This window comes from Streptomyces sp. CA-278952 (genome assembly GCF_028747205.1).
Lineage (GTDB): Bacteria > Actinomycetota > Actinomycetes > Streptomycetales > Streptomycetaceae > Streptomyces.
Genome location: NZ_CP112880.1, coordinates 7187859 through 7202555 on the forward strand (window position 1 = coordinate 7187859; position 14697 = coordinate 7202555).

At 71.3% G+C, this 14697-nt stretch carries 4 protein-coding genes; 2 read left to right on the forward strand and 2 right to left on the reverse strand.

Annotated features, from left to right (window positions below; genetic code table 11):
• Positions 1–45 precede the first annotated feature (45 nt).
• Positions 46–552 carry a MarR family winged helix-turn-helix transcriptional regulator gene (locus tag N7925_RS31755; protein ID WP_274345887.1) on the forward strand — a complete coding sequence of 169 codons (507 nt, stop codon included), beginning with the start codon at positions 46–48 and terminating at the stop codon, positions 550–552.
• Between the two features lie 155 nt (positions 553–707).
• Here N7925_RS31755 and N7925_RS31760 read toward each other — a convergent pair whose 3' ends face one another.
• Both N7925_RS31760 and N7925_RS31765 read right to left on the reverse strand, forming a co-directional pair.
• Positions 708–2462: a condensation domain-containing protein gene (locus tag N7925_RS31760; RefSeq protein ID WP_274345888.1), complete on the reverse strand. Its 1755-nt coding sequence runs from the start codon at positions 2460–2462 to the stop codon at positions 708–710.
• Entirely contained in the window at positions 2450–12928 is a 10479-nt protein-coding gene (locus N7925_RS31765; RefSeq protein WP_274345889.1) for a non-ribosomal peptide synthetase, read from the reverse strand. The genes N7925_RS31760 and N7925_RS31765 overlap by 13 nt, the downstream gene beginning before the upstream one ends.
• Positions 12929–13433: 505 nt before the next feature.
• Here N7925_RS31765 and N7925_RS31770 point away from each other — a divergent pair.
• Positions 13434–14693, forward strand: a complete 1260-nt coding sequence (locus N7925_RS31770) for a cytochrome P450 (RefSeq protein ID WP_274345890.1) — start codon at positions 13434–13436, stop codon at positions 14691–14693.
• Positions 14694–14697: the final 4 nt, after the last annotated feature.

Genomic DNA, 14697 nt, shown 5'->3' on the forward strand with positions numbered 1-14697 from the left:
TGCCCGGCCCCTCACCAGGCAGAAGCACACACCCGACGGGTAATCATGACCGCAGCAGAGGCCGCTTCCAGCAGGGCCTGGCAGGAGGCCACCCACTCCGCGAGCTCCATCGTCGAACTCCTCGACGTGATGTGGGACCACGCCAGAAACGCCACCACGGGCATGACAGCACCCGGCTCCACATCCCAGCTCCGCCTGATGTACGTCGTCGACCGTGGAGAGGGCGTACGTATGCGCACCGTGTGTCAACGCCTGGCCTCCGCTCCTCCGACCGTGACCCGCATGTGCGACCGTCTCCAAGCCATCGGCTTCCTCGAACGCCTGCCGTCCCCGGACAACGGCCGCGAGATCATCCTCCGGCTCACTCCCACCGGCAGAGAGCACCTGCAACGCATCCGCGAACAGCGCGACACCATGCTCCACCAGGCCATCGCCGGCATGTCCCCCGGCGAACGCGGCGCTCTGGCCCGGGGCCTGGCGGGACTGCAGACACAGCTCGACTCCGCCCACGGCGAGGAACACCACACACCCGGCAGCCACTCCGTAGCCTGAACAGCGGGTGTCCCGCCCGGCGGGCGCCGCCGTGCGCCTGAGCGGCGCGCAGGTAGGGGGCCAGAGGGAAATGCCGGACGGTCGGTCCGGTGGGCGTGCACTCCCTCACTCCCGGGCGTCGGAAGCGGAACGGCGGCGTCGGCCTGGCGCGGGACTCATACGAGGAGCCACGGCGTCCCAGCAGCCTCGGCGAGGTGCTGGGTGACCTCGGTGACGACCACCAGCGCGGGCGCGGCGTCGCCGAGCATGTACGCGATGCGTTCACTCGGGTAATCGGGGTCGATCGGCAGGTACGCCGCGCCGGTCTTCAGTACGGCGAGCATCGACGCCACCATCTCCACGGAACGGGGTACGGCCAGCGCCACGAGCCTTTCCGGTCCGACACCGAGGCCGCGCAGGGTGTGGGCCAGGTCGTCGGCCCGCGCGTTCAGTCGGGCGTACGACACCTCCTTGTCCTCGAACACGATGGCAGTCGCCTCGGGTGAGCGCCGCGCCTGCTCCTCGAAGAGTTCGTGGACCGCGACCGCGGGCACCTCGCGGGCGGTGTCGTTGAACTCCTCCACGGCCCGACGCTGTTCCTCCGGGGTGAGGAGGCCGACCTCGTGGGTGAGGAGCCGCGCCGTGGCCTCGGCGAGGGTGGTGAGGACCCGGGTGTACCGATCGACCAGGTCGTCGACGTCGCTCTCGCCGAAGAGGTCCGGGCGGTAGGTGAGGTCCAGGGTCAGCTGGTGGCCGGGGAGAGCGATGAGGGCCAGCGGGTAGTGGACGTCGTTGTGGGTGTGCAGTCCCGTGAAGCGCAGGCCGTGTGCTTTGGACAGGGCGTCCGGGTCCAGTGGGTAGTTCTCGAACACGGTCAGGGTGTCGAAGAGTTCGCCGCCGGTGTTCGTCAGCCGCTGGATGTCGGCCATGCCCAGGTGTTGGTGGGCGGACAGCTCGGCCTGTTCCCGCTGGAGGCGTGCCGCCAGGTCCAGCAGTGGCTCGGTCGGGTCGAGGCGGACCCGCACGGGCAGGGTGTTGATGAACAGGCCGATCATCGACTCGATGCCGGGCACCTCGGGCGAGCGGCCCGATACCGTCGTCCCGAAAATTACGTCCTCACGGCCCGTCAGGCGGGCCAGCAGCAGGGCCCATGCCACCTGGACGACGGTGTTGAGCGTCAGCCCGTGGCGGCGCGCCTGGCCGGTGAGGGCCCGCGTCAGCTCCGGCGGAAGGCTGACGACACGATGGTGCGGCGTGACGGACTGGCGGCTGTCCGCGTGGGGGGCGAGGCGGGTGGGTTCGTCGAGGTCGGCGAGGGCTGTGCGCCAGGCGTTCTCGGCTGCGGGGGTGTCCTGTGCGGTGAGCCAGCGGAAGTAGTTCTCGTAGGGGACGGCGGGGGGCAGGCTTCGGGTGTCCCCGCGGTTGCCGTAGAGGGTGAAGAGTTCCTGCATCACCAGGGGCATGGACCAGCCGTCGAGCAGGAGGTGGTGGTGGGTGAACAGGAAGCGGTGCCGCTCCTCGCCGAGGCGCACGAGGGTGAACCGCAGCAGCGGTGCCGTCGAGAGGGTGAACCGCCGCTCCCGCTCGGCACGGGCGATCTCTTCCGCCTCCGCCCCGCTGCTGGCCACCGCCTCGGTCCATGGCAGCACCACGTGCGACTGCACGACCTGCACACTGTCGCCCTGCGGACGCCGGCGCACGCTGATGCGGAGGTTGCCGTGGCGGCTGAGCAGCGCCTCGGCGGCCTCGCGCAGCGTGTCGGCGTTCAGCGGGCCTTCCAGGTCGATGCCCAGCTGGACGTTGTACACGTCCGGGGCCCGGTCGTCGTACGCGGCGTGGAACACCAGCCCTTCCTGCAGCGCCGTCAGCGGCAGGACGTTCTCGATCGTGGGCTTGCTCCGGAGCGTCTTCGCCACCGTCAGATCTCCCATGTTTCGTCGAGCTCCTCTTGGAACTGGTCTATGTCGTCCTGGGTGAGTGTGACGAAGGGCAGGTCGGAGGGGCTGTGGCCGCCGGTGTCGGGGTTCCGGGCGTGGGTGGCGAGGGTTTCGAGGGCCTTGAACCAGGTGCGGGCGAGGTCTTGGACGTCTTCTTCGGAGAAGACGTCTTCCGCCCATGACCAGCGGGCCACCAGCCGTGGGCCGTCAGGGCCGTCCTCGGTGAGCGCGTCCAGTTCCAGGGCGTGGGTGATGGGCAGTTCGGGGTCGGCGCCGCCGGAGAATCCGCCGAAGTCGTGGTCGGGCTCCCAGTCGGGGGAGCCGCTCGCGGTGGTGAAGCGGCCGAGGTAGTTGAAGCCGATCTGCGGGCGGCCCGCCTCTGCGAGGACCTCGGCCGTGGCTGTGTTGAGGTGGCGCAGCAGCCCGTAGCCGATGCCGTGGTCGGGCAGGGCGTGCAGCTGTTCCTTCACCTGTTTGAGGGCCGCACCGACTGTCGGGCCCGCCGCCCAGATGTCGTCCCAGTCCGACAGTTCGGCTTCGAGCCGCACGGGGAACAGGCTGGTGAACCAGCCGACGGTGCGGGAGAGGTCGGTCCCGTCGGTGATGTCCTCGCGGCCGTGGCCTTCCACGTCGAGCAGCACGGTGGAGCCCGGCAGTCCGCGGCGGCGGCGCCAGTCCTGCACGGCCAGCGCCATCGCCGTCAGCAGCACGTCGTTCACCTGGGCGTGAAACGCCTTGGTGACACCGGTCAGCACTTCGGTGGTCCAGGTGCCGGGCAGGGTGAGCGATATCGTGTGGCGTCGGGCGTGGACGTCGTGTGTGGGGTCGAGGGTGCGTCGGCCCAGCAGTGGGTCCGCACCGGCGAGCATCGCGGACCACAGGGGCAGTTCGGCCTCGCGTTCAGGGGTGTGGGCCAGCCCGTGCAGTGCTTCGGCCCACTTGCGGATGGAGGTGCCCACTGGTTGGAGGGCGGGGTGGCGGCCTTCGGCGTGCGCCGCGTAGGCCTGGGCGAGGTCGGGAAGCAGGATGCGCCAGGAGACGCCGTCCACGGCGAGGTGGTGGATCACCAGCACGAGGTGGCCCGCTTCCCGCGCTCCGGCGTCGCACCATACGGCCTGGAGCATCACCCCGGCAGCGGGGTCGAGCCGGTCCACCGCCTCGGCGGTCCGTTCGGCGAACACCGACCGGCGCTCGTCGTCCGTCAGCCCCGTCACGTCCACGCGGCGCAGCACTTCACCGGCGCTCACCGCACCCGGCCCGGCGACGACGAGGGCCCAATCCTCGTCCCCGGTCCCGCCCACGCGCAGCCGCATCCGCAGGGAGCCGTGGTGGTCCAGCAGCGTCTGGAGAGCGGCGATGAGCGCCGGCTCGCGCAGACCGGCCGGGACCCTGGCCACCATCGACTGGTGGAACCTCCGCACCGGACCGCCCAGCTCGCGCAGGTGGTGCACGATCGGTGTGAGGTTCACCTCGCCCACTCCCTCCTCGGTCCGTTCGACGACCGCCGCACCCGTGGTCCGGGCGAGCTCGGCGAGCCCGGCCACCGTCTCGGAGTGGAAGACGTCCCTGGGCGTGATCACCAGACCCGCCTTGCGGGCTCGGCTGACGAGCTGGATGGAGCTGATGCTGTCGCCGCCGAGGTCGAAGAAGCTGTCGTCGATGCCGACCGCCGGGAGCCCGAGGACCTCGGCGAACAGGCCGCAGAGCAGCTCCTCGTTCACGGTGCGCGGGGCCCGCCCGGCCACCTGCGCCTGGAAGTCTGGTGCGGGCAGGGCCCGCCGGTCCAGCTTGCCGTTGGCGTTCACCGGCAGCGAGTCGAGGTGGACGAACGCCGACGGCACCATGTGGGCCGGCAGTGCGGCGGCGAGGTGGCGGGCCAGCTCCTCTTGGGAGGGGCGGGCGCTCGAAGCCGTCAGGACGTGGGCGACCAGCAGGTGCTCGCCCGTCGCGGCGGTGTGGGTGGTGACCGCCGCCCGGGTGACGTCCGGATGGCGTGCCAGCACCGACTCGATCTCGCCCAGCTCGATGCGGAAACCGCGGACCTTGACCTGGTCGTCGGCGCGCCCCAGGTAGTGCAGCGTTCCCTGCTCGTCCCAGCGCGCCAGGTCACCGGTGTGGTACATCCGCGCACTGGCCGGGCCGTACGGGTCGGGCAGGAAGTGGCACGCCGTCAGGCCTGGGCGGCCCAGGTAGCCGTCGGCCACCTTCGGCCCCGACAGGTACAGGTCACCGGTGACTCCGGCAGCCACCGGGCGAAGCCGCCCGTCGAGCACGTACGTCCTGGTGCCGGACAGGGGCTGCCCGATCGGCGGCGCCAGCGCCTCGTCCGGGTCGCTCTCGTGCCAGCCGGTGGCGTACACGGTGGACTCGGTCGGGCCGTACAGGTTCGCCACCCGCACCTGGGGCGCGTCGGTCCGCAGCCGGCGCATCACGTGCTCCGGTAACGCCTCGCCGGCCAGCACCAACCGCTCGCAGTCCAGACGTGCCCCGGCCTCCAGCAGTGCCGCCACCACCGACGGCACGCCACTGACCAGCGAGCCCGACCACGGGCGCTCGGCCAGCGTCAGCAGGTCTGGTACAACCTCGATCCGGCCCCCCGCCAGCAGCGGTGCGAAGATCTCGAAGACCGACACGTCGAACGACAACGACGTCGACGCCAGGACCGATGCGAGCCCCTCGGGCCCGAATTCGTCCACCGCCCACGACAGGAACACCGCCATCGCCCGCCGCGAGACGACCACACCCTTCGGGCGGCCCGTCGACCCTGAGGTGTAGATGACGTACGCGGTGGCCCCCTCCGGGACCGCGCCGCCCAGCTCCTCCTCCGGAAGTGGCCCGCCGGGCACCGCCGCCAGCTCCCGTACGCACGACGGGTCGTCCAGCACCAGCGCCTCGACCCCGGTGTCCGGCAGCGCGCCCGACACCGACCGGTCGGTGATCACCAGCCGGGGAGTGGCGTCGTCCAGCATGAAAGCGATCCGGTCCGCCGGGTAGGCCACGTCCAGGGGAACGTATCCGGCGCCTGCCTTGAGTACCGCGAACACCGCCACGACCATCTCGGCCGACCGCGGCAGGGCCACCGCCACCAGATCGCCGCGGCCGGCGCCGCGCGCCCGCAGGACCCGCGCCAGCCGGTTCGCCCGCGCGTCCAGCTCCGCGTACGTCAGCCGCATTGACCCGCACACCACCGCCGTCGCGTCCGGGGCGGCCGCCATCGCGGCGTCGAACCGCTCGACCACACCGCGCACGGGCCTGGTGGGCACGGGGCTGTTCCACTCCTCCAGCACCTGATGCCGCTCGGCGCCGGAGAGGACCTCGACGTCGCCGGCGAGGAGGTCGGGACCTGCGTCGGCGAAGGTCCGCAGCAGCTGTGTGCAGCGCTCGGCGAGGAGCACGACCTCGTCCTCGCCGAAGAGGTCCGGGCGGTAGGTGAGGTCCAGGGTCAGCTGGTGGCCGGGGAGAGCGATGAGGGCCAGCGGGTAGTGGACGTCGTTGTGGGTGTGCAGTCCCGTGAAGCGCAGGCCGTGTGCTTTGGACAGGGCGTCCGGGTCCAGTGGGTAGTTCTCGAACACGGTCAGGGTGTCGAAGAGTTCGCCGCCGGTGTTCGTCAGTCGCTGGATGTCGGCCATGCCCAGGTGTTGGTGGGCGGACAGCTCGGCCTGTTCCCGCTGGAGGCGTGCCGCCAGGTCCAGCAGTGGCTCGGTCGGGTCGAGGCGGACCCGCACGGGCAGGGTGTTGATGAACAGGCCGATCATCGACTCGATGCCGGGCACCTCGGGCGAGCGGCCCGATACCGTCGTCCCGAAGATAACGTCCTCACGGCCCGTCAGGCGGGCCAGCAGCAGGGCCCAGGTCGTCTGGACGACGGTGTTGAGCGTGATGCCGTGGCGGCGGGCTTGACGCTCAACGGCCTCGGTCAGCTCGCGCGGCAGCCCCACGGAGTGGTGGTGCGGGGCGACCGACGCGTGGCTGTCCGCGTGGGGGGCGAGGCGGGTGGGTCCGTCGAGGTCGGCGAGGGCTGTGCGCCAGGCGTTCTCGGCTGCGGGGGTGTCCTGTGCGGTGAGCCAGCGGAAGTAGTTCTCGTAGGGGACTGCGGGGGGCAGGCTTCGGGTGTCCCCGCGGTTGCCGTAGAGGGTGAAGAGTTCCTGCATCACCAGGGGCATGGACCAGCCGTCGAGCAGAAGGTGGTGGGTGGTGAACAGGAAGCGGTACCGCTCCTCGCCGAGGCGCACGAGGGTGAACCGCAGCAGCGGTGCCTCCTCCAGGTCGAAGCGCCGCGACCGGTCCTCCCGGGCCAGCCGGTCGGCCTCCGCGTCGTCCGCGGCGTCGGCCTCCTCCCACGGCAGCTCCACCCGGGCCCGTACGACCTGGACATGGCCCCCCCGGTCGGGCTGCCGCACACCGGCCCGGAGGTTGCCGTGGCGGCTGAGCAGCGCCTCGGCGGCCTCGCGCAGCGTGCCGGCGTTCAGCGGGCCTTCCAGGTCGATGCCCAGCTGGACGTTGTACACGTCCGGGGCCCGGTCGTCGTACGCGGCGTGGAACACCAGCCCTTCCTGCAGCGCCGTCAGCGGCAGGACGTCGACGAGGTCGGGCGTCGCACGCTCCAGCTGGTCTATGTCGTCCTGGGTGAGTGTGACGAAGGGCAGGTCGGAGGGGCTGTGGCCGCCGGTGTCGGGGTTCCGGGCGTGGGTGGCGAGGGTTTCGAGGGCCTTGAACCAGGTGCGGGCGAGGTCTTGGACGTCTTCTTCGGAGAAGACGTCTTCCGCCCATGACCAGCGGGCCACCAGCCGTGGGCCGTCAGGGCCGTCCTCGGTGAGCGCGTCCAGTTCCAGGGCGTGGGTGATGGGCAGTTCGGGGTCGGCGCCGCCGGAGAATCCGCCGAAGTCGTGGTCGGGCTCCCAGTCGGGGGAGCCGCTCGCGGTGGTGAAGCGGCCGAGGTAGTTGAAGCCGATCTGCGGGCGGCCCGCCTCTGCGAGGACCTCGGCCGTGGCTGTGTTGAGGTGGCGCAGCAGCCCGTAGCCGATGCCGTGGTCGGGCAGGGCGTGCAGCTGTTCCTTCACCTGTTTGAGGGCCGCACCGACTGTCGGGCCCGCCGCCCAGATGTCGTCCCAGTCCGACAGTTCGGCTTCGAGCCGCACGGGGAACAGGCTGGTGAACCAGCCGACGGTGCGGGAGAGGTCGGTCCCGTCGGTGACGTCCTCGCGGCCGTGGCCTTCCACGTCGAGCAGCACGGTGGAGCCCGGCAGTCCGCGGCGGCGGCGCCAGTCCTGCACGGCCAGCGCCATCGCCGTCAGCAGCACGTCGTTCACCTGGGCGTGAAACGCCTTGGTGACACCGGTCAGCACTTCGGTGGTCCAGGTGCCGGGCAGGGTGAGCGATATCGTGTGGCGCCGGGCGTGGACGTCGCGTGTGGGGTCGAGGGTGCGTCGGCCCAGCAGTGGGTCCGCACCGGCGAGCATCGCGGACCACAGGGGCAGTTCGGCCTCGCGTTCAGGGGTGTGGGCCAGCCCGTGCAGTGCTTCGGCCCACTTGCGGATGGAGGTGCCCACTGGTTGGAGGGCCGGGTGGCTGCCTTCGGCGTGCGCCGCGTAGGCCTGGGCGAGGTCGGGAAGCAGGATGCGCCAGGAGACGCCGTCCACGGCGAGGTGGTGGATCACCAGCACGAGGTGGCCCGCTTCCCGCGCTCCGGCGTCGCACCATACGGCCTGGAGCATCACCCCGGCAGCGGGGTCGAGCCGGTCCACCGCCTCGGCGGTCCGTTCGGCGAACACCGACCGGCGCTCGTCGTCCGTCAGCCCCGTCACGTCCACGCGGCGCAGCACTTCACCGGCGCTCACCGCACCCGGCCCGGTTACCTCGAACCTCCACGTGCGGTCCTCGCCCGCCATCCACAGGCGCAGCGCGCCATGGTGGTCGAGAAGACTCTGCAGCGCGTCGGTGAGCACGTCCTCGCGCAGGCCTCCTGGGACACGGAGGACCGTGGACTGGTGGAAGCGCCGGACCGGGCCGTTCAGCCCGTGAAGGTGATGGGTGATCGGCGTCCACCGCACCTCGCCCACCCCGTCCTCGGGGCGTTCTTCGACGGTCCCGGCGATGGGGGTGGCGACGTCGGCAAGGGCGAGGACGGTCTTGTGGCGGAAGACGTCGCGCGGCGAGACGGTCAGACCCGCCTTGCGGGCCCGGCTGACGAGCTGGATGGAGCTGATGCTGTCGCCGCCGAGGTCGAAGAAGCTGTCGTCGATGCCGACCGCCGGGAGCCCGAGGACCTCGGCGAACAGGCCGCAGAGCAGCTCCTCGTTCACGGTGCGCGGGGCCCGCCCGGCCACCTGCGCCTGGAAGTCGGGTGCGGGCAGGGCCCGCCGGTCCAGCTTGCCGTTGGCGTTCACCGGCAGCGAGTCCAGGACGACGACCGCCGACGGCACCATGTAGTCGGGCAGCACGTCCCTCAGGTGGCCGCGCAGGGACACGCCCAGCTCGCCCGCCACATGGCCGAGCGCGGGGTTGTTGGTGAGGGCGCGGCCGGCGGGTCGGCTCTCCGCGGGCAGGTACACGTCGGTCAGGGGACCGGTGCCGGGCGGCAGGAAGAGGGCGTCCAGTTCGCCGTCCCGGCCCTCGGACGACCAGGTGACGGCCGCCCGGTAGCCGAGCGATTCGCCGAGGGCCACCAGCGTGTCCGCGGTTGCGTTCGGGGCGCCGGTGCGGAGCAGCGCGGCGCGGACCTCGGTCAGGTGCGCGCCCGCGTACAGGGCGCGGGCGGCGGCGGCCTCGCGCGCCGTGCGGCCGTTTGGCACGCCGGTGACGCGCAGCCCGGCCGGGCGCTCGGAAGCGAGCCGGTCCGCGAGCTCCTGGACCGTTCCGACATCCTCGCCCCACTGCCAGCGCGCTGCCCCAGCCGCGGAGACGGGCGTCCGGCCGGACTTCTTGTGGAGGAGGACGTCGTAGCGGTACCGGACCAGCTCGTTGTCGTAGGCGCCGGTCTTCACGCGGATGTCGACCCCGCCGAACCGCTCGGTGTCCGCCGCGGCCAGGGTGTGGAAGAACTCCGGATCGACCAGCAGCTCGTTCTCCTGGGCCGCCCGCTGGTCCACCGCTTGGCGGACGGCGCCGGGATCGGTGTCCTGGCCTCCGCGGGCGAGTTGCACCGCGGTGTCGAGGGCGCGCTTCAGGCGCAGGTTCCGGACGTCGCCGACGAAGAGGGAGCCGCCGGGGACGAGCAGGTCCAGTGCGCCCCGCAGCACGGAGGCGAGGTAGTCGGCGCTGGGAAAGTACTGCGCCACCGAGTTGATGACGACGGTGTCGAAGAACTCCCGGGGCAGCCCGTCGAGGTCGTGGGCCGGCCGGGCCAGCAGCTCGACCCGGCCGGACAGCTCGGGGCGGGCGGCCGTCTGCCGGCGCAGCCGCTCGACGACGGAGTCGGAGAAGTCGGTCGCCCAGTACGCCTCGGTGGCCTCGGCGAGCCGGGACAGCAGCAGACCGCTGCCCACGCCGATCTCCAGCACGCGGCGCGGGCAGAGGGCGCGGATGCGCTCCACGGTGCCCGTCCGCCACCGCTCCATGTCATCGAGAGGGAGGGGCGTCCCGTCGTAGCTGCTGTCCCAGCCGGTGAAGTCCTCGCCGAAGCCGGTCGGCTCCGTGCTGCCGTACATCGTCTGGTAGAGCTGTTCCCACTGCTCGACCTTCTCCTGCCGGCCCCGCTCCAGCCGGTCCTCCAGGGAACGCCAGTCGGGCACCACGTACCCGACGAGGTGCGTGCCGCCGGGCCCGTCCTCACGGGCGACGACCTCCGCCTCGCCCACGTCCGGGTGGCCGACGAGGGCGGAGGCGACCTCGGCGGGCTCGATGCGGACACCGCGGATCTTCACCTGCTCGTCGCCGCGGCCCATGTAGACGAGCCGGCCGTCGGTGTCCCAGCGGGCGAGGTCGCCGGTGCGGTACATGCGTGAGCCCGGCGGGCCGTACGGGCACGCCACGAACCGCTCCGCGGTGAGCGGGGCGCGGTCGAGGTACCCCCGCGCCAGGCCGGTGCCGGTCAGGTACAGCTCGCCCATGACGCCCGTGGGCACCGGCTGGAGGCCGCGGTTGAGGACGTAGACCCGGGTGTTGGCGATCGGGGTGCCGATCGGCGGGGCGGAGCCGGAGGTGTCGGCCGGGTCGCACGCGAACGCCGTGACGTCGATGGACGCCTCCGTGGGGCCGTAGAGGTTGTGCAGTTCGCAGCCGAGGACGGCGTGGAAGCGGGTCACCAGGTTGGCCGGGAGGGCCTCGCCGCTGCACAGCACCCGGCGCAGGGAGACGCACCCGGCGGCGGTGGACTCGGCCAGCAAGCCCTTCAGCATGGAGGGCACGAAGTGCACGGTGGTGATGTTCTGTTCGGCGATGAGCGCCGCCAGGTACGCGGGGTCCTTGTGCCGCTCCGGCTCGGCGACCACCAGGGTGGCGCCGGTGACGAGCGGCCAGAAGAACTCCCACCCGGAGACGTCGAAGCCACAGGAGGTCTTCTGCAGGACTCGGTCCGTGGCGTCGAGGCCGTAACGGTCCTGCATCCACAACAGCCGGTTCACCAGGCCCTCGTGGGTGTTGACGACACCCTTGGGGGTGCCCGTCGAGCCCGAGGTGTAGATCACGTTGGCCGGGTTCCGCGGAAGTAGGCGCACGGCGCCGTCACCGGCCGGGCGCGGGGAGGGCGCCTCGCACAGTGCGGCCGACGCCGTGGGATTGTCGAGCAGCAGCCGCGGCAGGGCCTCCGCCGAAGGCAGGCGGGCGAGGGCGGCCGTGGTGGTGACCAGTACCGTCGGGCAGGCGTCGGCGAGCATCGCCGCGATGCGCTCGGCCGGATGGTCGGGGTCGAGGGGCAGGTACGCCGCCCCGGTCTTGAGCACCGCGAGCAGCGAGACGATCAGCTCGGCCGAGCGGGGCACGGCGAGCGCCACCAGCCCCTCGGGGCCGGCGCCCAGCCCGCGCAGGACGTGTGCCAGCGCGTCGGCGCGGGTGTCGAGCTCCTCGTACGACAGTGCCTCGCCCAGGTACACGACCGCTTCGCGGCCGGGCGTGCGGGCAGCCTGCGCCTCGAACAGCTCCGGCAGCGTCGTATCGGGATAACGGTGCGCCGTGTCGTTCCACTCGGTGAGGATCCGCCGCTCCTCCGCGGGGGCGAGGACGCCGAGGGTGCCGACAACGGTGTCGGCACCGGCGGCGGTGAGGCCGTCGATCAGCCGCAGGACGGCTTCCTGGTGGACGGCCAGGTCCACGGTGTTGTACAGCTCAGCGTTGGCGTCGAGGTCGACGCGCCAAGGGGTGTCCGCGGTGCCGCTGTAGACGACGAACGCCAGGTCTTCGACCGGGCCGTTGGTGAGGTTGTGCACGCTCGCCCGGGCACCGGCGAAGTCCAGCTCGTAGTCGAAGATCTGGAGGTTCACGTGCGGCCCGGTCAGCGGCTCGCCGTCATCGCTCAGCCGCAGGTCGCGGCGGATGTCCTCGTAGCGGTAGCGCTGGTGGGCGAGGGACAGCCGCATCGCCTTCCCGATGCGCCCGAGCAGTGCGGACAGACGCTCGTCCGGGTCGATCGTCAGCCGCAACGGCACCACGTTGGACACCATGCCGGGCGTGGCGCGCACGGCCCTGGTCCGCGCCGTCACCGGCAGTCCCAGGGTGATGTCCCGCTCCCCGGTCAGGCGGGCGACGTGCAGCAGCTCGACCGCAACGAACAGGGCGGGCAGGGCCACCCGGCAGCTCGCCGCGACGCTCCGCAGGGCGTTGATCCGCTCCTGGTCCAGCAGGGCCGACACCCGGATCCGCCCGGGCGTCCGACCGTGCCCGGCGCGGCCGAAGGAGGCGGGCACCCGATGGTCCGCCAGGATCTGGGCCCAGTAGGAGCGGTCGGCGGCGAAGGCGGGGGAGTCACGGTAGTCGCGGTCGTGCGCGAGCAGGTCCTCGGCAGCGCCGTACGGGCACTCCGGCACGGGCCCGCCCTCGACGAGGGCCCGGTAGACGTCTGCGGCGCGCCGTACGAGCAGCGAGCCGCTGTAGCCGTCGAGCACCGCGTGGTGGGCCCGCAGGTACCAGTAGTGGGTCTCCTCGGAGACCTTGAGCAGGGCGAGCGACAAGACCCGGCCGCCCTCCAGGGACAGCGGCCGGTCCAGCTCGTCGGCCATCCACCGCCGAGCCGCCTCCGCCGGCCGGGGCCGGTCGGTGAAATCCAGGACGGGCACGGCGCACGACCGGTCCGGGTCGAGGAGCTGGACGGGATCGCCCTGTGTCTCCACGAACCGCACGCGGACGGCGTCGGCCTCGTCGAAGGCGCGGCGCGCGGCCCGGACGAAGAGTCGGGTGTCCAGCGCGCCCCGGATCTCGACGTACTGGGCGATGCTGTAGTCGAGGCGGTCGGCAGCGAAACGCTGCGCGAGCCACATCCCAGCCTGAGCGGACGTCAGGGCAAGCTGCCGGTCCGGAGAAGCGGACATGATCGTTCCTTCGCGGTCGCTGCCGACGCGTCGGTTCCGTGGTGCAGGGAAGCCGAGAATGGCGCCGACCATTCAGAGTGACTTGGTGGAGGGTGTGGCGCCACGCCAGTGACCGAGGAAGGGACAAGAGAAGCGTGCAGAGGGAATCCCGAACGCTGCAAAGCGATTACGCCCCCCCACTGTCCCCCGTGGACCGCCGAACGTGTTCAAGCGCTCTGGTGGCGACGATACATGACCCATTTGCGTATGGCAGGCGATTTCTCGCCACCCCCGTGTCAGTGAGTACGGTGCCTTGCATCATGGTTTGTCCGGTTCTCGTGGGCGGCCCGGACCGTGCCGTCAAGTCGCCATCGGACGGTCGAAAATCGCCCTTGACAGTCCAAATTTGATCCAGGTAGCGTCGGAAAAGTTCCGTCATCGCTGAAACTGAAAGAATGAGGCGGGTGCAATTAGGGGATGCCTCAACTGGGTAACCCCCTTCACGCGCCGTCGTCAATTGCGCCCGGTGGGTGCGCATATCTCGCGGGGGATTTCGTTGACTGACTTAACTGTGTTATCGCGCCTGCCTTTCGATCGGCGTATCGAGGAATTCTTTGCCTACCTGGACGGCAGGCGCGGGGCCGAGGCGGTCGGCGAGGGCCGCGAGCCAGGGGTCTGGGAAGTCTTCCGCTACGACGAGGCGGTGCAGGTCCTGGGCGACCACCGGACCTATTCCAGCGACATGAACCACTTCATCCCCGAGGGCCAGCGCCAGCTCGCGCGGGCGGCCCGGGGCAACTTCGTCGGGATCGACCCGCCGGACCACACCCATCTGCGCGGTCTCGTCAGCCAGGCGTTCTCCCCACGGGTCACCGCGGCCCTGGAGCCGCGAATCGGCCGGCTCGCCGAGCGGCTTCTGGACGACATCGTCGCGGAGCGCGGTGACAGGGCAGGCTGCGACCTGGTCGAAGAGTTCGCCGGCCCGCTCAGCGCGATCGTCATCGCCGAGCTGTTCGGCATCCCCGAGAGCGACCATCCGATGATCGCGGAATGGGCAAAAGCCCTGCTCGGATCGCGTCCCGCAGGTCAGCTGAGCGTCGCCGACGAGGCCGCCATGCAGAATGTGGCGGACCTCGTACGGCGGGCCGGCGAGTACCTCGTCCACCACATCGCCAAGTGTCGCGCCCGGCCCCAGGGCGACCTCACCAGTCGGCTCGCCACCACGGAGGTCGACGGCCGGACGTTGGACGACGAGGAGATCGTCGGCGTCATCGGCATGTTCCTCATCGCCGGATACCTGCCCGCGTCCGTGCTGACCGCGAACACTGTGATGGCGCTCGACGAGCACCCGGCCGCGCTGGCGGAGGTGCGGAGCGACCCCGCGTTGCTGCCCGGGGCCATCGAGGAAGTGCTGCGCTGGAGGCCCCCGCTGGTCCGCGACCAGCGCCTTACCACCCGTGATGCGGACCTGGGCGGGCGTACCCTTCCCGCCGGTTCCATGGTCTGCGTGTGGCTGGCCTCCGCGCACCGCGACCCGCTGCGGTTCGAAAATCCCGACCGGTTCGACATCCACCGTAATTCCGGTCGCCACCTAGCGTTCGGAAAGGGTATCCACTACTGCCTGGGTGCGCCACTGGCCCGGCTGGAGGCCCGTATCGCCGCAGAGACCCTGCTGCGGCGTTTCGAGCGCATCGAGATTTCCCGGAACGAATCCGTGGAGTTCCACGAATCGATTGGCGTACTGGGCCCCACACGGCTCCCGGCCACCCTTTTCACCCGCCGCTGAACCA